A 26,386-nucleotide genomic window follows, 5' to 3' on the forward strand; every position below is an offset into this window, starting at 1 on the left:
CCTAACCCCTTTCCCCGGCAGCTCCCGGTTCTATATCATCCTGGCGGAAATCGGTAAGCGGTGCTCTTGACTCGGTGTCTTCGCCGGCCTGATATTCGCCGTAAAACTCATCGATATCTTTGATCATCTTGCGGTTTAAAAGATGCAGTGGAATTCCCTGCGGGCATACGCGGCTGCATTCTCCGCAGTCCGTACAACGTCCGGCTACATGGAACGCGCGGATGATATGGAACATCTGCTCCTCGAAGGAATCGGAGTTTGCTTTCTGTGCGGTATCAAAACGGTCACTGTCAAATACACACTTATTGCAGCTGCAGGCCGGACATACATTACGGCATGCATTGCAGCGGATGCATTTGGACAGCTCGCCCTGCCAGAACGCGAACCGCTCCTGCGGTGTCATGCTCTCCAGCTCACGAACTTTTGCAAAACGATCCTCAGCCGGAACTGCCAGTTCTAACTCTTCATGAATGAGTTCATCATATACTTTATGCTCGTTTCCCTTGCAACACAGGCAGCGCTCCAGGATACCATCTGCAAAAGCACAGGTCTTCTCGCCGTAGATTGTTTTGATATGAAGCGTATCGCCCTCTTCTTCTACGGACTCAATGCCCTTGATTCCAAGTTTTTTGATCTTTTCAATATCCAGTTTGCCCTTGCATCCTACACCAATGATGTAGCTCTTTTCGCGGTCAACCCGGCGTTCTTTTAATAACTGGTTGAAACTGTAGGTGTCACATGGTTTTAAGAAAACCAGAGTTTTCCCCTCCAGCTTGCTGGCCTGAATCATATATTTGCTTAAGTTTGCCGCACAGAAGCTGTCATAAACCAGCTCCTCCAGCTGTGCTTCGTTCTCAAAAAAGGCCGGCTGCGGATTATAAGGCAGGTCTTCGCCGCGTTTCCATCCAAGGACACGCTGTACCTGACCGGAGGCAAGTAACTCTTTGGCTCTCTCTTTTATTTCCTGCATCTTAAGTCCTCCAATCTCACGTTTTTGCCAAGACTCCGGATCTTTTCGATAAATTCGTTCATGGTTGCCGCAAATTTCACGCCCTCCGCGGCAGATACCCATTCAACCCGGGTTCTTCCTTTTTCTACGCCAATGTAATCCAGTAAGGAGAACAGCATCGTCATTCTTCTTCTCGCATAATAGTTGCCGGTGCTGTAATGACAGTCGCCCGGATGACATCCACAAAGGATCACGCCATCTGCGCCTCTCTGGAAAGCCCGCAGAATAAACAGCGGGTTGACACGGCAGGAGCACGGGACACGGATGATCTTAACTTCAGCCGGATAGGAAAGACGGCTGGTTCCTGCCAGGTCTGCTCCCGCGTAGCTGCACCAGTTGCAGCAGAACGCAACGATCAGAGGCTTGAATTCTTCTTTTACTTCTGTATTCTCATGTTCTACCTGCATATTGCATCTACCTCCGCAATTAATTGTCTGTTAGAAAAGCCCTGCAGATCCATTGCACCGGACGGACAAGCTACCGTGCAGGCACCGCAGCCCTGGCACAGCGCGCTGTTCACAGATGCAACCATACGCTCTTCCTTCACGCCATGGTCCATAACCAGTTTTTTTTCATAAGTGATCGCACCATACGGACATACCTTTTCACAGGATCTGCAGCCATTGCAGTAGCGCTCGTCCGGTTTTGCGGTACATGGGTTGGTTACCAGTTTGTCCTTTGCCAGCAGTCCGATCACCTTCGCTGCAGCAGCGCCGGCCTGGGATACCGTCTCCGGAATATCTTTCGGTCCCTGGCATACACCGGACAGGAAGATTCCCGCGGTCGGGCTTTCTACCGGACGCAGTTTCGGATGTGCCTCTGTCAGGAAATTGTTGGTATCAATGCTGGCTGTCAGCATGGTAGCAAGTTTTCTCACGGACGGATCCGGCTCAATTGCTGCTGCCAGAACAACCAGATCGGTATCCAGCATGATGCGGCGGTTGTCGATTAAATCAACAGCCTGTACACGCAGATGTCCATCTACTTCCGCAACCTTGCCGACCTGGCCTTTGATGTAGTTCACACCGTACTCTTCAACGGCTCTGCGGTAAAATTCATCGAAGTTCTTGCCCGGGGTACGGACATCAATGTAGAAGACATTGACCTGTACATCCGGATATTTATCACGAATCAGCATCGCATGCTTTGCAGTGTACATGCAGCAGATCTTAGAGCAGTAACTCTTTCCGCGGCAGGTCGTATCACGGGATCCCACACACTGGATAAAGGTTACGGACTTCGGTGCCTTATGATCGGACAGACGCTCCAGATGACCCTTTGTCGGGCCAGCCGCATTGGTCAGACGCTCAAACTCCAGGGAAGTAATGACATCCGGGCAGGTATCATAGGAATACTCACCAAACTTGTCTAACTTGATCATATCAAAGCCGGTAGCCACAACAATGGCACCGTACTCTCTGGTAACGATCTCGTCTTCCTGAGTGTAGTCGATCGCGCCGGCCGCGCAGACCTTGGAGCAGAGACCGCATTTTCCAGTCTGGAATTTAATGCAGTGCTCCCGATCGATAACCGGAACATTCGGAATAGCCTGTGCGAACGGGGTATAAATGGCGCTTCTGGTTCCCAGTCCTCGGTTAAACTCACTCGGTGTTTTCTTGGACGGGCATTTCTGAGAGCAGACACCACATCCGGTACACTTGCTCATATCCACGCTTCTTGCTTTCTTGCGGATATCTACCTTAAAGTCTCCAACGAAACCGGATACCTTTTCTACCTCACTGTATGTAAACAGGTTAATCCGCTCATGAGCAGAAGCCTCTACCATCTTCGGGGTCAGGATACATGCGGAGCAGTCCAGGGTCGGGAAGGTCTTGTCCAGCTGGGACATTCTTCCACCAATACTCGGTGTTTTCTCCACGATATCTACTTCGTAACCTGCATCTGCAATATCCAGTGCAGTCTGGATTCCCGCGATTCCACCGCCGATAACCAGTGCACGTTTTACTACTTTGCTCTCACCTGGCTGAAGAGGTGCATTTAAATGTACCTTGGCTACTGCCGCCCTGGCCAGGATAATTGCTTTTTCCGTTGCCTCTTCCCGGTTTTTGTGAATCCAGGAACAATGCTCACGAATATTGGCAATCTCCAGCATATATGGGTTCAGTCCCGCTTTCTCCACCGCTTTGCGGAATGTGTTCTCATGCATACGCGGGGAACAGGAACATACAACAACACCAGTCAGATGTTTTTCTTTGATGGCCTCCTGGATCTTCGACTGTCCAGCTTCCGAACACATATACTGATAATCTTCCGCATGAACCACGCCAGGCTCGTTTTTAATTGCTTCTACCACTTTTTCAACGTCTACAGTCGCCGCAATGTTGGTACCGCAGTGGCAGACAAATACTCCTATTCTTTGCAATGATTTCACCTCGGATCTTTCTTCTACTTACTATATTTACGAAATGCGCTTACTAAAAGCTGCTGTGGAAGTTCCGGATCAAGCAGCTCTGGAATCTCGTCCGGGGACAGATAGTTGCCGCCCTGGCTCCGAATCACCATCAGACGGACTGCTTCGATCAGTTTAGCCGGTTTCACATCACGCGGGCAGCGCTCCACACATGCAAAACAGGAAAGGCATTTCCAGATGGATTTGGATTTCAACAATGGCTCAATCTCTCCGCGATCTACGTAGGAAACAAACTGATGCGGACGAATGTCCATACTGTCGTAAGCCGGGCAGGATGCGGAACACTTGCCGCATTTCATACATTTCTTTGTATCAACATTGCTGATTCTGCAGATCAATTCTGCTTTCTCTTTGTCCGTATGAATCATACCTCGCCATCCTCCTTTCCTTCCTGGATCTCTACCCCAAGAGCCTCTGCAAGGATCTCTGTGAAGTATTTTACCTTCGGTGTATGTGCATGGCCGGCATTATGATTTAAGTTGTACTGGCACAGCGGGCAGGCCGTTACCAGCTCATCCGCTCCGTTGTATTCCGCAGAGTCTAAAATGGTGTCTACCATCTGTCCGGCCATTTCTTTTTCTTTTAAGGAAATGTATCCGCCGCAGCACTCATTGCGGTACGGGTATACCACCGGTTCTGCTCCAAGGGCACGAATGAAATCCTCCAGAATCTTTGGATTCTCCGGATCGTCAAACTGCAAAATACCGCTTGGACGAAGAAGCATGCAGCCATAGTATGCGCCGATCTTTCTGCCGGTCAGAGGCTTTACAACCTTCTCCTTTAATTTATCAAAACCAATCTGATCTCTTAAAAGTTCCAGGAAGTGGTATACATGGGTCTCACCTGCATAAGGTTCCTTTAACCCAAGATAATTATTTGCGCGGTCCCGAATATCCGCAACATTTGCCATATCATCATTCACGCGCTTGATCACATGATGACATGCAGAACAGATTGTTACCAGATCCTGACCCTTTTCTTTTGCTGCGTTCAGCGCGCGTACCGAAGATAATTTGGTAGCGATTTCATCGGAAGCCAGCGGATATACACCTCCGCAGCACTGCCAGTCCTCAATTTCTTCCAGGACAATGCCCAATGCCTCCGCTGATTTACGTGCGCAGATATCCAGTTCCTTCGCCTTGTTCTTCAAGGTACAGCCCGGAAAATAACTGTAAACCATCAGCATCACGCCCAATTTCCTAACACTTTGCTCTTATGTGCTAAATTATTCACATTGAACAAACATCGTTATCTTTTTACTGATAATTTTCGTGCAAAAACTGGGCTTTCCTCCTTTCTTTTGTATACCACTTTCGTTGTAATATCTGAGCGGTATTCCACTTTTTCTTAATAATACCATGATTATGAACAATATGGTAGTACTTTTTGAGAATTTTTTCATATTTTTGTCGTTTTTATCTCTTTAATGGTATACCACTTTTTCCGTTATCTTTTTGTCATCAAAAAAAGGAGACTGCTTCGCACAGTCTCCCTCTGTTTTTTCTGTAACAATCCATCCTTTGTTCTGTTAAACCACCGGTCCCAGAGTGTGAATCTCAATTGCACTGTAATAATGTAGACTCTCATTCTTACTCATCTCACCATTCAGGGTTTCCAGAATCTTTGCAAATACTTCTTCCCCCACCTGCTCAATGGTTTTTTTGCCTTCCAGAATCAAACCGGCATTGATATCCATATCCTGTTCCATATGCTGATAGGTCACTGGGTTACCGCACACCTTCACAACCGGCATGATCGGATAGCCCTGCGGCGCTCCCCGTCCAGTGGAGAACATCATGATCTGCGCTCCACTGCAGGCCATTCCGGTAAGAATCTCCGGTTCACGGCCCGGTGTATCCTTGATCCAGAGCCCCTTCTTAATGCCCTCACTGGTGCGAACACGGTCCGGATATTCCATAACCCCCTGAATCGGACTGGTTCCTGATTTCAGAATCGCGCCCAGAGACTTCTCCTCAATAGAAGAAAGGCCGCCTTCAATGTTTCCAGGCGTTGGCTGCCCTTTGCGCATGTCACAGCCCAGAGACTTTGCGCGTGTCTCCATCCGGTTCACGATAAAACCAATCCGGTCTGCTACCTCCTGGTTCACAGCCCTCCGCATCAGGATATGTTCCGCACCGATAAACTCTGTGGTTTCTCCAAAGATGACCGTTCCACCAAGGCTTACCAGCTTATCAGCAGCATAGCCCAGTGCACAGTTTGATGCCATGCCGGAAGTCGCGTCGGAAGCACCGCACTTGATGGAAAGCACCACTTCGGACAAATCTGCCTCTTCCCGCTGCTGGCCGGAAATCTTCCGCACCAGACCAGCTGCCGCGTCAATACCGGCCGCAATGGCCTTGCTGACACCGCCAAGCTTCTGGATTCCAATGATCTCCACCGGCTTTCCCGCCGCCTGGATCTCCTGATACATTCTTGCGTGATCCGTTCCCTCACAGCCCAGGCTGACAATAAGAACCGCACCTACATTCGGATTTAATGCCAGACCGATCAGCGTATCCGTCACCCGTTTTAAATCCGGTGGAAGCTGACTGCATCCCTGGTGATGAAACAGGCCAACTGCCCCCTGCACATTCTGCACAATGGCCTGTGCCACATCAGCCGCGCAGACCACACTCGGAATTACTGCTACCAGGTTCCGGCAGCCTACACTGCCGTCTGCTCTTCTGTAACCGTAAAATTTCATTTTGCTTTCGCCTCCCCGCCGTCGTTATTCCAGTCGCCTCTTGCTCTCATGCTCTCCAGATTATGAATATGTACATGTTCTCCCTCTCGGATGTCAGCGGAAGCCATTCCTATCTCTTCTCCGTATTTTACAATAATCTGCCCCTTCGCAATATCCTGCAGCGCAATCTTGTGTCCGTAAGGAACCGCCTCCAGTGCCCTCACCTCTGTTGTCTCTCCCTTTTTATCCCGGATCTGAATCACATCGCCGCCCTGTACCTGCTCCGCAAAGATTGTTGCCACATTGTCTTTGTCATTTACCTTCAGTGCAAGAACCATGCTGTACCCCTCCTTTTTAAGATGCCTTCAATTTACCTCTACAGAAAGCTCCTGTCCAGTAGTGAGAAATTTTTCGCATATTTTATTGAATTTCTTGTAAAAAAAGGAACACCGCTCAGTATAATTCCTTTGCTGATGCGGTGCCCCTGTTTTCCGTCCGGCAGCTCCCGCACGAGATCATTGATCTTAAATACCATGCGATACGGTTCTTCCTGGGAAAATGGATTTGCATGGTATTCTCATTATTCTCAAAAATATCAATTTTTATATTTAGAAGCACAGTTTCTGTATTACCGGGCTGATGCGTTTCTTCATGACCGGAAGGATCTTTCCTACCAGGATTGCGCTTAAAATGGTGCCCTCACGGATTCCAAACAGCCCATGTAGGAACAGGAAGGATAATACCACACCGATTGCTACAGAAGAACAGTCCACAATAATTTTAATTTTGTGGAACTCTATATTCGGAAAACAATCACTGATGGCAAGGGTCATTCCCTCCATTGGCATGTTCACGAGCTTTACATCCATGTAAATTGCCACACCGATTGCTACCAGCACAATGCTGATTGCCATCATGAGAAGCTGTCCGAAATAAGTTGGAATTGTAAATCCATGCATTACGCCTTTTGCGAAATCTGCAAAATAGCCGAAAATGGTAGAAAAAATAAGCTGAGTCAGATTGATCCATTTATACTCTTTCCGCTTGATGATGATCTGCACCACCATGTAAGTTACAAATACGCCGATAATGCACCGGCCAAGATCCTGATGTACGATCAAAGAAATCACATACGGCAGTGAATTGACCGGGGACACACCCAGATTCGAGTTCACGGAAAAGGCAACTCCGAAGGCCATGAACAGAAGGCCCACACAGTACAGCACGATTCTCATTAGCATTTTCATTTTATACGTTCTCCCTTTATCTTATAGTTGATAATATTATAACGTACTGCAAAAACTATGTAAATATAGATATGTCAAAACCGATATAGGGATTTTAGACAAACTTTTCCTGCGGTTTTTCAGCATCTTTTTCGTTATATTTCTGTCATTTTTTACTTATCGCATTTTTCTTTTTATTCCGTTTATTTTTTTACTTTTCATTTTTCATTTTTATGTTAAAATTGACATATCAATCTTTACAGGTCATGATTGGGAATTCGTTTGCTTTCCAACGAAACCGCCATTTTATCATATTAGGGAGGATCGCTCATATGCGAACATTGAAATACGCCATTCTTGGTCTGATCAACCGGGAACCCATGACTGGTTACGATATCACCCGGGAATTCAACAGCAATAATCTGGCTAACTTCTGGTATGCCAAGCACAGTCAGGTCTATCCGGAGCTTGGCCGCCTGATGGACGAAAAGCTGGTTACCTGCGAAGTCGTGATCCAGGGTGAAAAGCTGGAGAAAAAGCTGTATTCCATCACACCAGATGGAAGGGCGCAGCTTCAGGAATGGCTCATGAAAAACGAACCGCTGGAGCCAACCCCGAAAGATGTCTTCCGCCTGCGTATGTACTTCTCTGATTTCATGACGCCGAAAGAGCTGAAAACCCAGCTTACTCTGCAGCTTGAAAAGCACATCCTGAAAAAGAAATATCTCACGGATATCATGCACAAAAACTACCATGATCAGGCTCCCGCCGTTGGAACCCGGGAGTTCGGAGATTTCATGGTGCTCGAGGGGGCCATCATGCGCGAGGAATCTTACATCGCATGGCTTCAGAACTGCCTTGCCCGCTGTCCGGAAGAAGAAAAGTAAAGAAAAACCCAGCTATAAGAACCGCAAATATTGCGAATTCTATAACTGGGTTTCTTTTTTATTGCCTGCTTACAAGGCAGCGTTTCTTATAAAAGGAGATTCCATAGCGGAAAATCTCATCGTAATCCTCTTCGTAATCCTCTTTGTACTCCTTTGCGTACATCCGGTCAGATAAAGAATACTCCAGAGATTATCTTCCGAAGCATGCAGATAATCATACGTCAGATTTTCATCAATTTTCTGAAGGATATACCTGATTTTATTGTAACAAGAATATGTTTGATTCTACTTCCTTTTTCTTGTCTTCTTCAAAGCGCTTTTTAACTTCTTCAAGCATCTTTTCGTCAGTATAATAAGATATAGCTGCTTTTCCTATACAATTGGTTCCAAATGTAGCAATACCGCTGCTAACAACAGAACCTGCTCCTGGCCAAAACACGTTCAAAAATTTTGAGGCCTGTTGCGCTGCTAATCTAAAGGCATAACCACTTCCAGCAATACCACCAACACTAAAAATAAGTTCCTTAGCTGTTTCAATTGAAATATGAAAAAACTGAATGAAAAATAAAAAAAGTCTCTTATGCGCAGATGACTCTTCATCATCTTCACATAAGAGACTTTTCGTCTTATTATATCAATATCACTGCCGTACTACGCGATGTTCCGTCTGTTTTCCTCACAGATCTCCTTTGCGCTGCGCTGGTCATGAGAAAGGCCATCTGCGTACTTGCGGATAATGTCTGCTGCATAGCGGATCAGCTCCGGATTCTCATCTTCCTCAATCGGAAGGTTGCCATTTGCCTGCTCTAAAAGCTTCTGGAGCGCATTTGCGATCCAAAGTAATTTCGGGAGGCAGACAGGATGCTCAGACTCATGACACACCTGCATGCTGTTGTCCTGTTCTTCCCTGTTGCCGATCATAACGGTATGATACTCACCGTCTTCGCTAACCCAGATTTCATCCTGAGCGCCTGTCTTCAAAAGACTGCTAAGATAAATTTCCTGCTCATCCTGACCAGTGAGGAATTTTTTTTCGGATTCTAAAATCAGTTCTGCTAATTTCTTTATGCCTTTGTACATCTGTCCTACCTCTGTTTTACTCGAATTGTAGATTGCGCCGAGAGTGCGCTTCTTCCTATTATAAGGATATAGGAATATTTGACAAGTAAGATTTCTGTTCTTTTTTCAGGACATAAACATTTTTTGATAACTGACTTTTGTTTTGATTTTAGAACTTTCCGCCGCCGCCCCCATGCGTATTTCCAGAGGATGAGGTGTGGGTGCTGCTGCCACCCGAGCCGGAGCTCTTTGGCTGTGGCTTTTCGGTTCTGGTTACCTTCCGGTACAGGAACAGATCACTGCGCTTTGTAACCCTCATGCTGCCAGGACGAACGTAATTCTGTGCTTCATTCTGTTTTCCGACGCTCTTCAATTCACTCTTATTGACGCCAACCACCAAAAGCGCGCCGCCAAGTCCGACTATAAAGGAAATTCCAAACCAGATCGGAGACAGCGGTTCTTTCGGCATATGATCTACATCGTAAGGTTCTCCGCTGTTTGCCTGGTTAATGAAATTATCACACTGATCTGCATAGGTTTCAAATGCGTCCAGATAGTTTCCGTCTGCCAGATCTGGTTTGATCTGTTCTCCAATGTACTGGATGCCTGCGTCTGTGAATGCTGTAATTCCATACCCAGATGTGGAAATGTACCAGTCATGGTCTTCCAGGCTTACCAACAGCAGTACACCATCACGGTCTGCTCCATAGCCAAAGTCACACATATCATAAAGATCATCCGCATAATCCTGTACACTGCTGCCGCCAAGACTGTTTACCAGCGCTGCCGTCACATCAAACTCCTGATCATGGCTGATCTCATCCAGTTTCTCATTCAGTTCTTCTGCCTCATCCCCGGAAAGAATTCCGTCCGGATCCTGAAACCGGCTGTACTCCTCGGAAAATCCCTCCGCATCCGCAAACGCCGGGACACAGCCCAGAAGGGAAAGGAGGCCTGCCGCAAGCATAACGGCTGCATATGTTTTTTTCTTTTTCATCTTCCATTCCCTCCCGTTAAATTCCAAACATCCATAAAATCAGACGCAGGATATAGACTACGATCGTAATGATCACTGTAAGCTTAATGGTCATCTTCCGTGCCGCATTCTTATCTGCCGGGAGGTCGCCGACAAATTTACCGGTCTGTCCGTTCATAGCAAACAGATAATGTTTTCCCTCCCAGGTGGTGTTTAAGATCCACACCGGAAGCAGGGCATACTGGGCACTGCCATCACGAAGCTGAACACTGCTGTTTTCCGTCATCACCGTAGCGTAACCGGTTACAGTCTCTTCAAAGGCACGTTCCACTGATTTTTTCACACGTTCGTTCGCACGCGGCGCACTCTTTTCTGAATCCACATCATAGCGGTCTGCCAGATATCCGGCCAGATAAGCCGCCTGGAATGGAACTGCCTCTTTTAAGTCGTAAGGTTCAATGGATTCCATCAGATCATCCGGAATCTTGGAATCACCGTCTACCGGCACTTTTTCAAATCCAATGGTTCCGCCCCGGTTGATCAGGAAGTAACTGGTCTCCGTATAGTTATATTTGCTGTCGCTCCAGAAACGTGTTCTGGTTCCGCGGTAGCGGATATTCGCATCCGCCTCGGTATTGAACAGCCAGAACGGAACATAGATTCCGCGAATCTCATCAATGTGATTCTGATCCTTAAAGATCTTTGGAAGAAGTTTCTTGCCCTCCAGATGCTTTATCAGGCCAGCCTTCGCAGCCTTTTTATCCAGCTTAAACGGAATCAGAATATCCGGGCGAAGTTCTCCGGAAAGCTTTCCTGTCATGACAATGGGATTTCCACAGAACGGGCAGGTGGATGCCGCCGTATTTTCGTCTGCCACGATCTCACCGCCACAGGATTCGCAGTGGTAGGTATTCAGGCCCTGTTCCTCGCCTTCTTTCCAGGCACTGCCTTCCGCCTTCTCCCATTTCATATCATCCTTTTTTTCCTGTTTCAGGGTCGCGTCGTACTGCTGCAACGCTTCCATTTCAAATTCCGTATCACAGAACGGACATTTCAGTTTCTGTGCTTTGCTGTCGAAACGGATTCCGCCTCCACAGCAGGGGCATTTGTATTCCTGTAATTCTCCCATGTAGTTTCTCCGATCTTTTCTCATTGGAAAAACCGCTGACGCATTCCGGTCCAGCCTCAGCGGTTTTCCGTTTTCGTGTGTGTTATTTTACCAATCGTTATCTTACCATATCGCCCTCATCAAACGGGTCTCCGCATTCCGGGCAGAATTTCGGCGGATGGGCCGGATCTTCCGGCTCCCAGCCACATTTGTCGCACTTGTAGAGTAATGCGCCAGCCGGCTTCTTTGCTCCGCAGTTGCTGCAGAATTTACCCTTGTTCACAGTTCCGCAGGAACAGGTCCAGCCGTCTGCCGGTTTCGGTGCTCCGCACTCCGGACAGAACTTTCCGGTAGCCTGGGTGCCGCATTTTGCGCAGGTCCAGCTGCCTGCCGCCTGCATCTTCGGTTCCGGCTTCTTTGCGCCGCACTCCGGACAGAATTTTCCGCTCACAGTTGCTCCACAAGAACAGGTCCAGGTGTTTGCCGCGCCAGCCTGTGCCTGCTGAGGCGCTGCCTGTGCCTGCTGCTGGCCCATGGCAAAGAGGTTCTGCGCATTCATGCCGCCGCCTGCATTCATGGCCATGCCCATTCCCATGAATCCGGTCATAGCGCCGCCGCTGTTGGATGCTGCAGCTTTCATGGAATCAATCTGACCGCCAACCAGGCGTGCTGCTGCTGTATTCGGATTGGTAGTCATGGCATTCTCTTCCCACTCGGTCAGCTTCTTTCTCTGGTCATCCGGAATACTTAAGGAATTAATGTTGACAGAGAAAACCTCAATGCCTCGTTTCTGCCGCCAGGAACCGGACAGCACTTCATTTAACGCATCGGAGATTTCCATGGTATGAGCCGGGATCTCATAATACTGGATTTTCCGTGCGGAAAGCTTTGCCAGAGCCGGCTGCAGGGCAGTCATCATTTCGCCTTTTAAGCGGGCTGCGATCTCATCGCTCTCATAGGTATCTACTACATTTCCGCATACGTTGGTATAAAACAGAAGCGGATCACAGATTTTATAAGTAAACAGACCGTTGCAGCGGATATCCACCGACAGCTTATAGCCAAGAGACTCATCCACTACCACACGGAACGGAATCGGCGTAGCTGTTCCAAACAGAATCTCGCCCAGCTCCTTCGTGTTAATGTAATAAACCCGCTGATCCTTTGCCGTATCACCCCCATAGGTGAAACGCTTACCAACAATTTTAAATGTCTCCTTGATGCTGTCTCCCAGATTTCCGGTAAAAATGCTCGGCTCGGTAGAGCTGTCATAAGTAAATTCACCTGGCTCCGCACAGACCTCCACAACTTTTCCCTGCTCCACGATCAGCATACACTGACCGTCCGCCACCGCAATGCCGCTGCCATTGGAAATGATGTTGTCATTTCCCTTTGTATTTGCAGAACGGGAAGAGGTTCGCTTCTGGCCCCTCTTTACCAGTATGTCTTTCTCCATGGCATCACAGTAGAAAAATTCTTTCCACTGGTCCGCCAGAGTTCCCCCAAGTGCGCCTGCTGCTGCTCTGATCAGTCCCATATGTAATCTGCTCCTTTCAACTACCGCTCCCAAAATCGAACGCGGCCTTCTATGGTTACTATACCATATTTTTACAATAAAAAACACCGTTGACAGTATTATTCGTTTTTTGTACAAAAATATCTGCTAACGGTGTTCTTTGCAGAGTCGCTATCCTATAATAACAATTTAAATCATGTTCGCGAAAGATCCGAAGCAGGCCGGGGTGGTACTGGTAAAAAGCTGAAATTTCCGGTTTTTATCAATACCGTTCTGGCTGATTTAATTTCTCTCTTAGCGGGTGCAATACAGCAGAAGCCGGTTATCCCCGCATTCCGCGGAGCATAAATATGGGTATACGTGTCCGGCTATGCAGAGACTGCTGTTTGAGGTAGGCGGACATCTTGTCCAACTATCCGCAAACATCTGTCAGCTGCATCGTCCGAACACAATACCCATATTTTGCGCAGCGGTATGCCGGGATTACCAGCTTCGGACCTTTATTGGTTTTAACCCTAAATTTTTATTTGGCTTCTGCCAGCATCATCATGATCTCATTGGTGCGTGCCACAAATCCGGTCATGCGCTCCGGACTTAAGCTGCCGTGAGCCAACAGAGCCAGATCGTAGAGCTGTTCGCAGATCTTCTTGGTATTCTCGCCCTCACCGTGATTCAGCACATACTGAACCAGCTTGTTGTTGGCATTTAATACCAGGGTCTCGCCTGCGCCGCCGAACATGGAAGGATCCATGCCGTACATATTGTACATCTTCATCATATCCTGCATACGGCGGGTCTCCTCAGATACAGTCAGCATGGAGGAAATGCTCTCGTCTTTCAGCTTCTCGACCTTAATCTCAAGCTTATCATTGCCAAGAGCCTTCTTGAAGGTCTCAGTCAGAGTCTCGGAGGTCTTCTTGAATTCCTCATCGTCATCCTTGACCTCTTCCTTGAAGGTGCTGTTTAAGTCTGCATCGATGCGTAAAAACTTCAAGCCCTCGTTCTTCTGCTCCAGATGGCCAATGAACGGGCTGTCGATGCTGTGGGGCAGGATAACTGCGTCCAGGCCTTCCTTCTTGAACATGTTGATGTACTGGCTCTGCTCTTTCTCATCGGTCACGTAGAAGACGGTATTCTCGTGCTTCTCTTTGTTCTCCTCCAGGCAGTCCTTTAAGGTTAAGTACTTGCCGTCCAGGTTCTTAAAGAGGATGTAGTCGTTCATCTTCTCCGCAAACTTCTCGTCCTTGATGCAGCCGAATTTGATGAACGGAGCGATGTCATCCCAGTATTTCTCATAATTCTCGCGGTCGGTCTTGCACATGCCGCTTAACTTGTCGGCTACCTTCTTGGTGATATAGTCGGAAATCTTCTTGACAAATCCATCGTTCTGCAGAGCGCTTCTGGATACGTTCAGCGGCAGATCCGGGCAGTCAATAGCGCCCTTTAACAGCATCAGAAACTCCGGAATGACCTCCTTAATGTTATCTGCAATGAAGACCTGGTTGTTGTACAGCTTGATGGTTCCTTCGATGGAATCGTACTCCGTGTTGATCTTCGGGAAGTACAGGATACCCTTTAAGTTGAACGGATAGTCCATATTTAAGTGAATCCAGAACAACGGCTCCTTGTAATCGTGGAAGACCTTGCGGTAGAAATCGCGGTACTCCTCATCGGTGCACTCGTTCGGATGCTTGCTCCACAGCGGAGTGGTGTCGTTTAATGCAACCGGACGTTTCAGGATTTTGTATTTTTCTCTGGCTGGTTCGGTCTCTACGGTCTCTTTCTCGCCCTTCTCGTTTTCCTTCTCCTCGGTCTTGGCCGGCTCTACGATGGTCTCGATGATGGTGTCCTTGTCGGTGAGCTCATCCTTCTCGATGGTCTCATACTGCGGCTCTGCCTTCTCATTGTTTAAAAAGATCGGAATCGGCATGAAGGAACAGTATTTCTCCAGGACTTCTCTTGCGCGGTACTCGTTGGAGAACTCGTAGCTGTCTTCATTTAAGTAGAGGGTGATGGTGGTTCCCTGCTCTGCTTTCTCGCCATCCTTCATCTCGAAGGTCAGGCCGCCCTCAGACTCCCAGTGAACCGGCTTGCTGCCCTCTTTGTAGGAAAGGGTATCAATGGTTACCTTGTCTGCTACCATAAATGCAGAATAGAAACCTAAACCGAAATGACCGATGATCTGGTCTTCGTTGGCTTTGTCTTTGTATTTCTCCAGGAAATCCTGGGCGCCGGAGAAGGCGATCTGGTTGATGTACTCCTCTACCTCAGCCTCAGTCATGCCCAGGCCGTTATCGGTAATGGCAATGGTCTTGTCATCCGGGTTCACGGTAACCTGTACCTTGTACTCCATGTCTTCCGGCTTGGTGTACTCGCCCATCAGCTCCAGCTTCTTTAACTTGGTGATGGCATCGCAGCCGTTGGAAACCAGCTCACGGTAGAAGATATCGTGGTCGGAATACAGCCACTTCTTGATGATCGGAAATATATTTTCACTGTTTATGGATAAATTACCTGTTCTGCTCATAATGCATTGCTCCTTTTCGATTCAAAATTGAAAGCCGGCCATCTGACCGCTTTTCGAATTACCATAACGGTATTTTAATACCATGAAATCGAAAAGTCAATAAAAAATTAGCACTCAATCACGTTGAGTGCTAATAATTTATAAATTTTTAATTTTTCTTCTTCACCATGGCAAGAATGGACTGTAACACAATGAAGAAGCAAAGAAGTGCCGCGATTGTAATACGGGTCCACCAGGAAGACAGGGTTCCCTGGAAGGTAATGAATGCTTCGATGGTTGCCTTGATCAGAACACCAAACAGGGTTCCGATCACGTTGCCGACACCACCAGTCAGCAGCGTACCGCCAATAACGGAAGACGCGATCGCATCCATCTCAAAGCCTTTCGCCTGCTCTACGAAACCGCCCAGGGTGTTCAGACAAAACAGGATGCCGCCAACTCCGCATAAAAAGCCATCCAGAACATAGGCTTTCAGTTTTACGCGGCGGACATTTAAGCCCATCATCAGGGCGGACTGCTCATTGCCGCCGACTGCATAGATGCTGCGTCCGAATTTTGTGTAGCGCAGCATGATGAACGCCAGGATCAGAATGATCAGCGCGATCACCACCGTCGGATAGATGTAAGGATAGATCATGACGCCTTTTCGGTTTACATAGCCGCCAAACGGAAGATAGATCTTTGCTTTTGCCCATGCCATAAAGGTTTCGTTGGTAATGCTGATCATATCCTTGGAAATGATCGCGGTCATGCCTCGCGCAAAGAACATGCCGGCCAGGGTTACAATGAATGGCTGAATGTCCATATAAGCTACAAGAAATCCCTGCACAAGTCCAAATACGATTCCGGTTACCAGCACGATCAGAACTGCGGGAACCGCGCCGATCTGTGCCCGCTCCATCATCCAGGCCAGCATCATGCAGGCCATGGCAACGAAGGAACCAACGCTGATATCAATGCCGCCGGTGATCATAACGGTGGTCATGCCGACACCGATCACGATCAGGCCTGCGTTGGAAATAAACAGGTTTAAGAAGTTCTGGGTCTTTGCGAAGCCCTGCTCCTTAAATATGACACAGCCAATGGCATACATAACAAAGAACAATACGATCGTGATCAGCAAAAGGAAGCTGGTCTGGTTCAGCTTTTTTTTCTGTTTCATTATGCAGCCTCCTTTCCCGCGTTCATCTGCGCTGCTTTTTTCTGGGCAATGGACTTACGCCATTTCGCAAAGCCCGGTGACTGAAGTGCCACGATAATGACAACGACGATTGCCTTGTACACCGGAACCTGATCCGAAGATACATGCATTGCGTAAAGGGTTGTCGTCAGGGCCTGGATCGTATAAGCGCCAATAACAGAACCTGCCAGTGAGAATTTACCGCCTCCAAGAGAGTTTCCGCCGATCGCGACTGCCAGAATCGCATCCAGCTCCATGTTCAGTCCAATGTTGTTTGCATCCGCGGAATAGATACGGCTGGAAGCAATCAGGCCTGCCAGACCGGAGCAGATTCCGCAAAACGCGTACGCAAGGAACACGATCATGGTGGATTTAATTCCTACCAGCCTGGAGGCCTTTGCGTTGATGCCGACCGACTGAATGTACAGTCCCAGCGCCGTCTTTCTTAAAAGCAGTGCCGTCAGGAGTACCATGAGCATAGCCACAATAAACGGTGTCGGTACTGGCACATGTGGGAGGAAGCTTCCCAGGATCTTGTAGCTCTCCACACGTACATATGTAATCTGTCCATCGGTGATCAGCTGCGCGATTCCGCGGCCGGCCGTGAACATAATCAGGGTCGCTACCATTGGCTGGATTTTTAATTTTGCAACCAGAAATCCGTTAAAGGATCCGATCAGCATACCGATTACCAGTGCTGCAAGAAAACCAAGGATCAGAGGACTTGCATACTCTGTAGCCGCACGCTCTCCGCCAGTCAGAATGTTACAGCAGACTGCCGCGCTCACAGCCATGATCGCGCCAACGGAAATATCCGTACCGGCAGAAGCCGATACCACCAGCGTCATGCCGATGGCCAGGATCACCAGTTCCGATGCACGGTTGATGATATCAATGATATATCCGTACAGGACGCCATCCCGGATGGAAATGGAAAAGAAGTCCGGCGTTGTCATAATGTTGACAAGAAGAACCAGTACCAGACAGAAGACCGGCAGAAATAATCTCTGCGATGTCAATTTTTTGATATTAAAATCTTTCATACTTACTGCCCCCCTGCGATCGTTGTCATGATGGAAGCCTGGTTCATCTCTGTGCCGCTCAGCTCACCGACCTTCGCGCCATCGCGAAGAACAACCATGCGGTCACAGGTACGAAGCATTTCCTCCACTTCAGAAGAAATGAACACGACTGCCATTCCTTTTTCTGCCAGTTCTACTACCAGTTTCTGAATCTCGGTCTTGGTTCCGACATCAATACCTCTGGTCGGCTCGTCCAGCACCAGAAAATCCGGATTCGTCAGAAGCCATCTGCCGATAATCACCTTCTGCTGGTTGCCGCCGGACAGGGACTTGATCGGAGTTTCGCGGCTCGCCGTCTTGATCTGAAGCATATCGATGTATTTATCGGTATACTCTTCCTGCTGCTTTCTGCTCAGCAGATGGAACATTCCCTGCTTCGCCTGCAGCGCAATGATCATGTTTTCTCTTACAGAAAGATCTGCAATGATTCCTTCATTCTTACGATCCTCTGGAAGATATGCCATGCCACGGTTCATGGAATCGATCGGATGTCTGGAAAGAAGCTTTTCTCCCTTCACCTCCAGTTCTCCGGTATCCGGCTTTTCTGCGCCGTAAATCACGCGGACGGTCTCAGAACGTCCGGAACCAAGAAGACCGGTCAGGCCAATGACTTCGCCCTTGCGGATCACCAGATCAAATGGCTTGATGTAGCCCTGTTTTCCAAGGCCAGCCGCCTTGATCACAATGTCTTCTCCGTCAAAGTTCCGCTCTTCCTCTCCACTGTGCTTGATTGCGGCCAGGTCATCGAAATCCTTGCCCATCATCTTTGCTACCAGCTGGAAACGCGGCAGCTCTGCGGTCGTAAACTGTCCGACCAGCTGACCGTTTCGAAGAACCGTAATCTTATCGCAGACCGCATATACTTGCTCCAGGAAATGGGTTACGAAAATGATTCCGACGCCCTCATCCCGCAGCTTCCGCATCAGGGTAAACAGCTTTTCTACTTCATTGTCATCCAGGGACGAGGTCGGCTCATCCAGGATCAGAACCTTTGCGGACATATCCACCGCGCGCGCGATGGCAATCATCTGCTGGATCGCAATGGAATAATGATCGATCGTCTGGGTTGCTTCTGCGTTTATATCAAGGCTTTTTAAAAGCTCACTTGCTCTCTTATTCATGGTCTTCCAGTCGATCAGTCCGCCTTTTCTTGGCTCTCTGCCAATAAACAGGTTCTCTGCGACAGAAAGATTCGGACAGAGGTTTACCTCCTGATATACCGTACTGATTCCCCGCTGCTGTGCCTCCTGCGGGCTGCGGTTGATGATGGCGTGATCAATTCCATCGATCATGATCTGCCCGGTCTCAAATTCCTCTACTCCAGTAAGAACTTTGATCAGGGTAGATTTTCCGGCACCATTTTCTCCCATCAGGGCATGGATCTCGCCCTTTTTCAGTGTAAAATCTACATTCTGCAGAGCTTTTACTCCAGGGAATGTTTTGTAAATTCCTCTCATTTCAAGAACTGAACCTTGCTCCATAAAAGCTTTGCCTCCTATCAGCTAATCTCAAACTTTCCTTATACGAAATGTTTCCTGTAAAGCAAATAGTGCGGGGCCGGAAGCCTCAGCCTCCGGCTCCGCACTCTGTATCCTGCATGACGGAACTCATGTATCGTGATCCATTCCGTTCCTGTCACGGATGGTCATTCTGAATTAATATGCTCTGTCTTTCAGAATATTTTCAAGATCCATGGAGGTATCAAAGTATGCTTCGTCTACGTACTGGACCTTGTCAACCTGCTCGCCCTTTTCCAGTTTCTGGATGATTTCTGCTACACGCGGTCCATGAAGCGGGTTGCACTCGAAGGTTGCGTTCAGATCGCCTTTGATCATGGATTCGAAAGCTGCCTTAACAGAGTCAAAGCTTACTACGATGATGTCGCCGTTCGGGCCACAGGTCTTGCCTGCTGCGTGGATCGCATCGATTGCGCCAAATGCCTCGTTATCGTTCTCACAGATAACAACGTCGATATCCGGGTAACTCTTTAAGAAGGACTCCATAACTTCCTGGCCCTTTGCCTGAGTGAATTCACCAGACTGTCTGTCCAGCATCTTCCAGTTGGAGTGCTCTTTTAACTTGTTATCCATACCTTCGGTACGGCCAACCTGTGCGGATGCACCGATGGTACCCTGAATGGTTACCATATTGATTTCTTCGTCGCCGCGTCCCTGGTCTTCCAGATATTTAGCCAGCCAGTCACCACAGGTCTCGCCCTCTTTTACGAAGTTTCCGCCTACCCATGCCTCATACAGGGAATCATCGGAAAGCTGCATCTGACGGTCAGACAGGATAACCGGAATTCCTGCTTCCTTTGCCTCTTCCAGAACGGTCTCCCATCCGGTCTCTACTACAGGTGCTACTACGATATAGTCAACTTCCTGCTGAATGAAGGAACGGATTGCCTTGATCTGGTTCTCCTGTTTCTGCTGTGCGTCATCAAAGATCAGCTTGTAACCGTTTTCCTCGGTAAAGGTAGATTTGAAGGACTCGGTGTTTGCGGTTCTCCAGTCAGACTCTGCGCCAACCTGTGCGTAGCCGACTGTGATCAGATCACCGTCTGCTTTACCGGATCCTGCATCCGCTTCTTTACTCTCTTCTGCTTTCGCTTCCGTTTCTGCAGCTTCTGTCTTAGCCGCTTCTGTCGGAGCTGCTGTTGTTTCCTTTGCTCCTCCGCCGCAGGCTGTAAGAGACCCCACCATAGCTGCTGTCATAGCGATTGCCATCAGTTTCTTTTTCATAAATACCTTCCTCCTTTTAAATATGATTCCGAACTCACATCGTACTTTTATTATAAAAAAAAGCTCTGCTTTTTGAAACAGAGCTTTTTTTGAAAAAATTGGATTATTTTACTGATTTTGCTGATTTTTTCGACTCTTTTTTCTCTTTTTTTCGAAATTGGTGTGTTTTCTTTCAATGGACGTGTGTTTTCTTTAGATTTTATAAAGTTTACTTCCCTACTAGCTGTCCATGTCCGATATAAATTTTCACACAGGTACCAACCTGTTCTTCCGATTCAATCGTAATCGACGCCTCCGTTCCATAATACATCCGGATGCGCTGGGCCACATTAGACATACCAAAGCCGCCCCGCTCACTGACCTCCGACATCACGCTGCAGCCATTTACCTTATCCCGCAACGCATGTAAGGTATCCGGATCCATTCCATGGCCGTTATCTTCTACCTCAAATACCACGCCGCTTTTGTCCTCATAACCGCGGATTACAATGGTGCCTCCGCCCCGCTTATTTTTAATTCCATGGTAGAGCGCGTTTTCAACGATTGGCTGAAGCAGCATTTTCAGAACCCGTTTGTGCAGGATCTGCTCCTCAATGACGATCCGGTAATCCAGAATATCCTCGTATCGGATTTTCTGGATCTTCAGATAGCTTTCGATGTGGCGTTTTTCCTCTTCGATGGGAATAAAGTCAGAACCACCGGAAAGGACTGTCCGGAAAAAATCACTGAGATCCGAAGTCATTTCCACCACCTTCTGGTTATCTCCATCCTCCGCCATCCAGACGATAGAATCCAGGGTATTATACAAAAAATGAGGGTTGATCTGTGCCTGCAGAAGCTTCATTTCCGCAATGTGAAGGTTCTTCTGCTCCTTCCGGATCCGCTCGATCAGGCCCGCGATTTCCTCGCTCATCTGGTTGAAGGTGCGCGCAAGAACATTAATCTCTTCCAGGCTTCCCGTCTCTGCCCTGGCATTCCAGTCTCCGTTTCCCAGGCGCTCTGCCGTCATTTTCAGGCTGCTGATCGGCCTGGTCACCGAATTGGTCAGCATGGCGGAAAACATGATTCCGGTCGTCAGAATGACTGCCAGCAGAACCATAAATGTATAAACGCTCTGCCTGGTGTGGATTTCCAGGTCCCGCTGCAGATTCTCCATGTTGCGGGTTTCGTAATAAATATATTTGTTGATATAATCCTGGATCATGGAACACAGGCCCTGGATATCATTTTCCCAAATGGCACTGTTCTCATCATACCGCCCCGCCTTGTTGGAATTCTCAACCATCTTCTGCACTGCTTTTTCCAGGGAATCAAGGCAGGATAAGATCCCTTTGATGCTGATATCTCCATCACTGCCAGGAGTTCTTGTAATCCGTTTTTCCATGTCGTACCGGGCCTCCTCGATCATGTGAAACGGATTTTTTACTACCGTGGCATACTGGCTCTCCCCTTCCAGGATATCTCCGTTTTCGAACTCTTTTGTGTTGATCAGGCCAATCATGACCCGGTACATGGAGTATTCCATGTCCGACTTAAAGTTCATATTATAGGTATTAATGACCTTCAGATTCGCCATGATCCGGTTATAGGAGCCGGAGTAATTGTAGATCATGGCAACGATGCCAAGCACCATCACCGTAAGCGGAATGACTGTCAGAATGATCAGCAGACGCATCCGTTCCTTCAAAGATACCTTGCTGGCTATCCGTTTCGCAATGTTCATACCGTTCTTCTTTCCGGTTCCTGGCCGCCGTTTTTATAGTCCTTCGGCGATACCCCCGTCACCTTTTTAAATGTGGCGCTGAAATAATGGGGATCATTGTATCCGACCCGTTCTCCGATCTCCGCGGTCCGAAGTGTGGTACAGCGCAGAAGCTCACACGCTTTGTCAATTCTCAGCTTCGTCAGGTATTCTACAAAGGACTGCCCGGTTTCCTGCTTAAAAATAGAAGAAAAATAGCTGCTGCTGACTCCGACCTGCGCTGCTACGGTATTCAGGGAAACGTCATTGCTCTCAAAATGTTCCGCAAGATACTGCTTTGCGGTATCGATCAGCGAACCATAGCGGTTGCCGGATACCCGGTCACGTTCTGAGATCGCAAACGCGAACAATTCTTTCAGATAGGAAACCGTCTGTTCCTCGCTTACGACAATTTTGGGAATATACTTGATATCGCCAAGCTCCGGCGGAATTTCGTCCGCGCAGACACTGAGGCCCTTTAAAAATTCCTGCACGCAGAAAAAAATATCGATGGTCATGTACTGGCGCAGCAAAAGGGAGCGGTAGTTGTTCTCGCCCACCGCCGCAAGGTACTCATCAATAAACATGCCCTCTTCCCCGGCGGAGCCAAGCTTTAAAAAATCCTGGATCAGTTTCCGGTCCACTCCCGTGTAATCGGTCTTATCGAGGAATGCATTGTATTTTTCATAGCTCACAAAATATCGTTCCAACAGTCTGGATTTTTCCTTTTCTTCCCGGATTTCTTCCTTTACTTTGCGGAGTACTGCCGTCAGGCTGGCGGCGGTAACCGGTTTGAGCAGATATTCGCTGATTCCGATGGTGATAGCCTCTTTGGCGTACTCAAACTCATTGTATCCGCTGAGAATGATGATTTTCGTATTCGGAAGGATTTTTTTTACCAGATGGCTTAACTCCAGCCCATCCATAAACGGCATCTTAATATCCGTGATCAGAATATCCGGTTCGGTCTTTAAGATCTGCGGATACGCGTATTCCCCATCCCCGGCCTCCCCGACAAACTCAAAACCGTTTTTCTCCCACTCTACATTTTTTTTAATCCCGCGCCGGATAATTGCTTCATCTTCCACAAGAAATACCTTTATCATACCCACCTCCTAGTTTGCTTCTACGCAGGGAATCTGCAGCTTTTTGAAATATCTGCGCACTGTATCATCCCATTCCCGCTCGATTTGTTTGTCCAGCGTAAACACCTTAAGCGATGTCCCGGTCACACAGGCCGCCGCATGGTTCTCGTAGCGGATATTTAAGTAAAGCGCCGCCACCTGCTCCGCCGGGAAATCCGGTTTTACCCGTCGGATAAATTTTTCATTCTCCTCTGGTGACAGCTGCATCGTGATCTGAAAGCTTTCCGGAAGCTTTTTCCCCTTGATCAGAGAATAGCAGAAGGGGCGCAGGGCTTTCCAGGAAGAAAGCTCCTCAATGCGGTTTTTTTCCAGTTCCTCGTCCGAATAGTATCCCTGGCGGATACGACCATCTATCGTAAAACTGTTGAAGGTCACGATATTTGCCTCCCGCACCAGCCAGTGGTCAAAGGTCTCTCCCATGAAAAGCTGCGCGGTAAATGTTTTCAAATCTTCTATTTTTAATGCGATCATGCGCAAATTCCCCCTTTTGCTGCCTGGTTTTATTTCTGCCCTGCTGCACGCCATGCTGCGTCTCACACTGCCGGCACGTTCTACTCGCCCATCACCTCGTGATAACGCTCAAAGAAATCCGAAGTAGTGCAGTCAGCTCCGTCACTCAGAGAGACCTTGTTCCAGATGCTGCCCTCAATTTCCACCTTATGCTCTGCCTCAAAGGAATCATAAATGCTCCGAAACGCCTTGTTTTTGCGCTCCAGCGCCATATTGTTTTTACGCTCCAGCGTTGCATCCTCGTCAAAATCATTGACGCATTTCACTACATACCATTTTCCCCGCCATAAAAACGGCTCCGTAACCGCACCGGTTTCCAGCGCAAACACGTTACTTTCATAGGCATCGTCGCGTTCGCCGCGCCCGACGATTACGTCAATTTCTGAATTTTCCGATTCTTTTCTGGCGGTGGCCGCAAAATCCGCGCCCTCACTTACAACCTTTTCGTACACTTCCTGTGCCTTTGCTTCCTCGCTGACCGCGATTTCCTGCACCTGGATCACCCGTGCTTCACTGTCACTGATTTCCAGGCTCACATCCTTTGTCAGCTCGTCCACCAGCTTATTGGCCCGATGATAGGCCTCATACATTGTGTATACATCATCCCGCGATGCTTTGATGTAAGCCTTATCCGCATCGGTGAGGGAAGCATAATAATCATCTGCCAGCTGCTTTAACTGCTCCCGTTCCTGACTATTTAACGTCAGCCCCTCCTCGTCTGCCAGAAGGTTCATGGACCGGATCTCGCTTAAAAACGCGCGGATCTGCTCCAGCAGGTAGGTCTGAAACGGCGTCTTGTCATCACTGACCTCCACGTTCCAGATCTGGTCCGTGTAAACCTGACGGTAACGGTTGCGCTCCGTGGCTATGATGAGCATTGTCTGGGCATCCGTGTAGCCTTCTGTAGCCGCACTGTCAGACACCATGGGGATGTTGACGCTGCAGGCAGTAAGGAAGGTAAGCTGCGCTGCCGCAAAAAATGCCAGCATGACTGCCCGAAATCCCCGCATGCTTCTGCTATACCACTTCTGTTTTTTGGGCAGACTTCTGAAATTTTCCCTGTCACCAGTAAGTCTCTCTGTTTCTGTTTTCTGATTTCTCATTCTTTTAATCCTGATTTTCCATCTATCTTTTTCCTAATCTGCGTTCTGTCCAGATTCTGCCTGCCCTTTTTCCGGAATGACCGCTGCCCGCGCCTCGGCAAATTTCTCCTGCATGGTCGGATTCTTCCAGGTCAGCTTCTTGATGGTCAGATCATCCAGCTTATTGTTTGCCAGACGCAGATTATTCTCCGATGCCAGCAGGTTGTCCTTCACCTTCTGCAGATGGTCGATGGTCTTGTCGATCTCATCAATGGCCTTCTGGAAGCGGTCGCTGGCCAGCGTATAGTTGCGGCCAAACTTATCTTTAAAATCCAGAAGCTTCTCCTCAAAACGGGTAATATCCAGATTCTGATTCCGCATTGTCTCCAGTTCCCTCTTGTACTGCAGGGAATTCATGGCAGCATTCCGCAGAATGGTGATGATCTGAATAAAAAACTGCGGGCGGATCACGTACATCTTCGGATACCTGTGGGACATGTCCACGATGCCCGTATTATAGTAATCATTATCCGCCTCCAGCAATGTTACCAGCACCGCATACTCACAGCCCTTCTCCCGGCGGTCCTTGTCCAGTTCTTTTAAGAAATCCGCGTTCTTGTGCTTGGTCGCTGTGGTCTCGTTCTCATTCTTCATCTCAAACATGATGGAAATGTACTCCAGGCCATTCTCATCATAGTCCCGGAAGATATAATCGCCCTTACTTCCGCTTTTGGAAACTTCATTATCTTTTTCGAAGTAGGCATTCTGAAAGCCGATGGCCCGCACCTGATTGAAGGAAACCTCGCAGTGCTGCTCCAACGTCTCGCCCACCATCTTCGTGGACTGCTTCGCCTTTAAGTCACGGTAATACTCAATCATCTCGTCTTTGTCTTTGAGCTGGATCTCGTAACGCTCCTTAACGGCTTTTTCCTGAAGCTGACGCTCTGCCTCGTATCGCTCTTTCATGGACTGCTCCTGCTGCTTCAGCTGCGCTTCGTAGCTCTCCCGCTGCTGCTTCAGCTGCGCATCCAGGCTTTCCCTCAAGGTTTTTTCCTGCTGTGCAACTTGCTTCTCCGCCAGTTCTGCCTGTTTTTTCGTGAGCTCCGTCTGGGCTTTCAATTCCGTGAGCTCTGCCTGCTGGCGCTGGATTTTCTCCTGCATCTGCTCTTTTAGTGCCGCCTCTGCCCGGGCCACCGCCAGTTCCTGCTGCTTTTCCGCCTGCTCGCTCCGGGCTTTCAGCTTCAGAATTTCCGCCTCTTTCGCCGCCAGCTGTTTCTCGTAGCTTTCCGCAGTCTGGGACTTTGCCAGTTCCAGGGCAGTCCGCTTCTCTGCCTCCAGAGATGCCTGCTGGCGGGTCAGTTCTTCCTTAAACTCCTTGTCCCGCACCTGCTTCGCGATGGCCGCGTAACCTTTTTCATCAATCTCAAATGGTTCCCCGCAGTTGGGGCATACCAGTTTCTTTTCCATATATTTAAAACCTTTC

General features: G+C 48.4%; 24 protein-coding genes. 1 reads left to right on the forward strand and 23 read right to left on the reverse strand.

The annotated features are described in order from the left end of the window. Position 1 precedes the first annotated feature (1 nt). From DWY84_RS02150 to DWY84_RS02185, 8 genes are all read right to left on the reverse strand, one after another. Positions 2-970, reverse strand: coding sequence for a 4Fe-4S dicluster domain-containing protein (locus DWY84_RS02150; RefSeq protein WP_118530447.1), 969 nt, complete (start codon positions 968-970; stop codon positions 2-4). Next, positions 958-1,416 (reverse strand): hydrogenase iron-sulfur subunit, encoded by a 459-nt coding sequence (locus DWY84_RS02155; RefSeq protein ID WP_118530449.1) that lies wholly within the window; start codon positions 1,414-1,416, stop codon positions 958-960. The genes DWY84_RS02150 and DWY84_RS02155 overlap by 13 nt, the downstream gene beginning before the upstream one ends. Continuing rightward, on the reverse strand, positions 1,407-3,392 hold the full coding sequence (locus tag DWY84_RS02160; RefSeq protein WP_118530451.1) for a CoB--CoM heterodisulfide reductase iron-sulfur subunit A family protein: 1,986 nt from the start codon (positions 3,390-3,392) through the stop codon (positions 1,407-1,409). The genes DWY84_RS02155 and DWY84_RS02160 overlap by 10 nt, the downstream gene beginning before the upstream one ends. Before the next feature lie 23 nt (positions 3,393-3,415). Further along, positions 3,416-3,808, reverse strand: coding sequence for a 4Fe-4S dicluster domain-containing protein (locus DWY84_RS02165; RefSeq protein ID WP_178716555.1), 393 nt, complete (start codon positions 3,806-3,808; stop codon positions 3,416-3,418). Beyond that, positions 3,805-4,626: a CoB--CoM heterodisulfide reductase iron-sulfur subunit B family protein gene (locus tag DWY84_RS02170; RefSeq protein WP_347560745.1), complete on the reverse strand. Its 822-nt coding sequence runs from the start codon at positions 4,624-4,626 to the stop codon at positions 3,805-3,807. Before DWY84_RS02170 ends, DWY84_RS02165 begins: the two co-directional genes overlap by 4 nt. Positions 4,627-4,968: 342 nt before the next feature. Then, complete coding sequence (locus DWY84_RS02175) at positions 4,969-6,144, reverse strand: UxaA family hydrolase (RefSeq protein WP_118530453.1); 1,176 nt, start codon at positions 6,142-6,144, stop codon at positions 4,969-4,971. Beyond that, on the reverse strand, positions 6,141-6,461 hold the full coding sequence (locus DWY84_RS02180) for a UxaA family hydrolase (RefSeq protein ID WP_118530455.1): 321 nt from the start codon (positions 6,459-6,461) through the stop codon (positions 6,141-6,143). The genes DWY84_RS02175 and DWY84_RS02180 overlap by 4 nt, the downstream gene beginning before the upstream one ends. Positions 6,462-6,731: 270 nt before the next feature. Then, positions 6,732-7,370 (reverse strand): DUF6198 family protein, encoded by a 639-nt coding sequence (locus DWY84_RS02185; protein WP_118530457.1) that lies wholly within the window; start codon positions 7,368-7,370, stop codon positions 6,732-6,734. 311 nt (positions 7,371-7,681) lie between these two features. Here DWY84_RS02185 and DWY84_RS02190 point away from each other — a divergent pair, with 311 nt between their 5' ends. Then, positions 7,682-8,236: a PadR family transcriptional regulator gene (locus tag DWY84_RS02190; RefSeq protein WP_118530459.1), complete on the forward strand. Its 555-nt coding sequence runs from the start codon at positions 7,682-7,684 to the stop codon at positions 8,234-8,236. Between the two features lie 259 nt (positions 8,237-8,495). Here the strand turns inward: DWY84_RS02190 and DWY84_RS17210 are convergent, their stop codons facing one another. The 15 genes from DWY84_RS17210 to DWY84_RS02260 all read right to left on the reverse strand — a co-directional run bounded on the left by DWY84_RS17210 (position 8,496) and on the right by DWY84_RS02260 (position 26,370). Beyond that, on the reverse strand, positions 8,496-8,681 hold the full coding sequence (locus DWY84_RS17210) for a hypothetical protein (RefSeq protein ID WP_147354262.1): 186 nt from the start codon (positions 8,679-8,681) through the stop codon (positions 8,496-8,498). A 206-nt stretch (positions 8,682-8,887) separates the two neighbouring features. Continuing rightward, positions 8,888-9,316, reverse strand: a complete 429-nt coding sequence (locus DWY84_RS02195; protein WP_118530461.1) for a hypothetical protein — start codon at positions 9,314-9,316, stop codon at positions 8,888-8,890. 148 nt (positions 9,317-9,464) lie between these two features. Then, a complete protein-coding gene (locus tag DWY84_RS02200; RefSeq protein WP_118530463.1) occupies positions 9,465-10,292 on the reverse strand; it encodes a TPM domain-containing protein in 828 nt (275 codons plus the stop codon). A 16-nt stretch (positions 10,293-10,308) separates the two neighbouring features. Further along, positions 10,309-11,400, reverse strand: a complete 1,092-nt coding sequence (locus DWY84_RS02205) for a hypothetical protein (protein WP_118530465.1) — start codon at positions 11,398-11,400, stop codon at positions 10,309-10,311. A 97-nt stretch (positions 11,401-11,497) separates the two neighbouring features. Next, complete coding sequence (locus DWY84_RS02210; RefSeq protein ID WP_118530467.1) at positions 11,498-12,916, reverse strand: SPFH domain-containing protein; 1,419 nt, start codon at positions 12,914-12,916, stop codon at positions 11,498-11,500. 502 nt (positions 12,917-13,418) lie between these two features. Beyond that, positions 13,419-15,422, reverse strand: coding sequence for a molecular chaperone HtpG (gene htpG / locus DWY84_RS02215; RefSeq protein ID WP_118530469.1), 2,004 nt, complete (start codon positions 15,420-15,422; stop codon positions 13,419-13,421). A 148-nt stretch (positions 15,423-15,570) separates the two neighbouring features. Next, on the reverse strand, positions 15,571-16,584 hold the full coding sequence (locus tag DWY84_RS02220; protein ID WP_118530471.1) for a sugar ABC transporter permease YjfF: 1,014 nt from the start codon (positions 16,582-16,584) through the stop codon (positions 15,571-15,573). Next, positions 16,584-17,645 carry an ABC transporter permease gene (locus DWY84_RS02225; RefSeq protein WP_118530473.1) on the reverse strand — a complete coding sequence of 354 codons (1,062 nt, stop codon included), beginning with the start codon at positions 17,643-17,645 and terminating at the stop codon, positions 16,584-16,586. The genes DWY84_RS02220 and DWY84_RS02225 overlap by 1 nt, the downstream gene beginning before the upstream one ends. 2 nt (positions 17,646-17,647) lie before the next feature. Next, positions 17,648-19,165: a sugar ABC transporter ATP-binding protein gene (locus tag DWY84_RS02230; RefSeq protein WP_118530475.1), complete on the reverse strand. Its 1,518-nt coding sequence runs from the start codon at positions 19,163-19,165 to the stop codon at positions 17,648-17,650. Positions 19,166-19,339: 174 nt separating this feature from the next. Then, positions 19,340-20,425, reverse strand: coding sequence for an ABC transporter substrate-binding protein (locus DWY84_RS02235; RefSeq protein WP_118530477.1), 1,086 nt, complete (start codon positions 20,423-20,425; stop codon positions 19,340-19,342). A 208-nt stretch (positions 20,426-20,633) separates the two neighbouring features. After that, entirely contained in the window at positions 20,634-22,148 is a 1,515-nt protein-coding gene (locus DWY84_RS02240) for a sensor histidine kinase (RefSeq protein ID WP_118530478.1), read from the reverse strand. After that, positions 22,145-23,272, reverse strand: a complete 1,128-nt coding sequence (locus DWY84_RS02245; protein WP_118530479.1) for a helix-turn-helix domain-containing protein — start codon at positions 23,270-23,272, stop codon at positions 22,145-22,147. The genes DWY84_RS02240 and DWY84_RS02245 overlap by 4 nt, the downstream gene beginning before the upstream one ends. A gap of 9 nt (positions 23,273-23,281) precedes the next feature. Beyond that, on the reverse strand, positions 23,282-23,782 hold the full coding sequence (locus DWY84_RS02250) for a DUF5721 family protein (protein WP_118530480.1): 501 nt from the start codon (positions 23,780-23,782) through the stop codon (positions 23,282-23,284). Between the two features lie 80 nt (positions 23,783-23,862). Continuing rightward, the gene (locus DWY84_RS02255; protein WP_118530482.1) at positions 23,863-24,924 is read right to left on the reverse strand and encodes a peptidylprolyl isomerase; all 1,062 of its coding nucleotides are present in this window, start codon (positions 24,922-24,924) and stop codon (positions 23,863-23,865) included. Positions 24,925-24,957: 33 nt separating this feature from the next. Further along, the gene (locus DWY84_RS02260) at positions 24,958-26,370 is read right to left on the reverse strand and encodes a DUF2130 domain-containing protein (protein WP_118530483.1); all 1,413 of its coding nucleotides are present in this window, start codon (positions 26,368-26,370) and stop codon (positions 24,958-24,960) included. Positions 26,371-26,386 lie beyond the last annotated feature (16 nt).

The organism is Clostridium sp. AF27-2AA (assembly GCF_003478505.1).
GTDB lineage: Bacteria > Bacillota > Clostridia > Lachnospirales > Lachnospiraceae > Brotaphodocola.

Coding starts and splice junctions, on each gene's coding strand:
- DWY84_RS02255 (WP_118530482.1), bottom strand. CDS start 24,924: ATGAGAAATCAGAAAACAGAAACAGAGAGACTTACTGGTGACAGGGAA.
- DWY84_RS02220 (WP_118530471.1), bottom strand. CDS start 16,584: ATGAAACAGAAAAAAAAGCTGAACCAGACCAGCTTCCTTTTGCTGATC.
- DWY84_RS02190 (WP_118530459.1), top strand. CDS start 7,682: ATGCGAACATTGAAATACGCCATTCTTGGTCTGATCAACCGGGAACCC.
- DWY84_RS02155 (WP_118530449.1), bottom strand. CDS start 1,416: ATGCAGGTAGAACATGAGAATACAGAAGTAAAAGAAGAATTCAAGCCT.
- DWY84_RS02175 (WP_118530453.1), bottom strand. CDS start 6,144: ATGAAATTTTACGGTTACAGAAGAGCAGACGGCAGTGTAGGCTGCCGG.
- DWY84_RS02240 (WP_118530478.1), bottom strand. CDS start 22,148: ATGAACATTGCGAAACGGATAGCCAGCAAGGTATCTTTGAAGGAACGG.
- DWY84_RS02225 (WP_118530473.1), bottom strand. CDS start 17,645: ATGAAAGATTTTAATATCAAAAAATTGACATCGCAGAGATTATTTCTG.
- DWY84_RS02165 (WP_178716555.1), bottom strand. CDS start 3,808: ATGATTCATACGGACAAAGAGAAAGCAGAATTGATCTGCAGAATCAGC.
- DWY84_RS02200 (WP_118530463.1), bottom strand. CDS start 10,292: ATGAAAAAGAAAAAAACATATGCAGCCGTTATGCTTGCGGCAGGCCTC.
- DWY84_RS02180 (WP_118530455.1), bottom strand. CDS start 6,461: ATGGTTCTTGCACTGAAGGTAAATGACAAAGACAATGTGGCAACAATC.
- DWY84_RS02185 (WP_118530457.1), bottom strand. CDS start 7,370: ATGAAAATGCTAATGAGAATCGTGCTGTACTGTGTGGGCCTTCTGTTC.
- DWY84_RS02230 (WP_118530475.1), bottom strand. CDS start 19,165: ATGGAGCAAGGTTCAGTTCTTGAAATGAGAGGAATTTACAAAACATTC.
- DWY84_RS02245 (WP_118530479.1), bottom strand. CDS start 23,272: ATGATAAAGGTATTTCTTGTGGAAGATGAAGCAATTATCCGGCGCGGG.
- DWY84_RS02260 (WP_118530483.1), bottom strand. CDS start 26,370: ATGGAAAAGAAACTGGTATGCCCCAACTGCGGGGAACCATTTGAGATT.
- DWY84_RS02210 (WP_118530467.1), bottom strand. CDS start 12,916: ATGGGACTGATCAGAGCAGCAGCAGGCGCACTTGGGGGAACTCTGGCG.
- htpG (WP_118530469.1), bottom strand. CDS start 15,422: ATGAGCAGAACAGGTAATTTATCCATAAACAGTGAAAATATATTTCCG.
- DWY84_RS02150 (WP_118530447.1), bottom strand. CDS start 970: ATGCAGGAAATAAAAGAGAGAGCCAAAGAGTTACTTGCCTCCGGTCAG.
- DWY84_RS02170 (WP_347560745.1), bottom strand. CDS start 4,626: ATGCTGATGGTTTACAGTTATTTTCCGGGCTGTACCTTGAAGAACAAG.
- DWY84_RS02195 (WP_118530461.1), bottom strand. CDS start 9,316: ATGTACAAAGGCATAAAGAAATTAGCAGAACTGATTTTAGAATCCGAA.
- DWY84_RS02205 (WP_118530465.1), bottom strand. CDS start 11,400: ATGGGAGAATTACAGGAATACAAATGCCCCTGCTGTGGAGGCGGAATC.
- DWY84_RS02235 (WP_118530477.1), bottom strand. CDS start 20,425: ATGAAAAAGAAACTGATGGCAATCGCTATGACAGCAGCTATGGTGGGG.
- DWY84_RS02250 (WP_118530480.1), bottom strand. CDS start 23,782: ATGATCGCATTAAAAATAGAAGATTTGAAAACATTTACCGCGCAGCTT.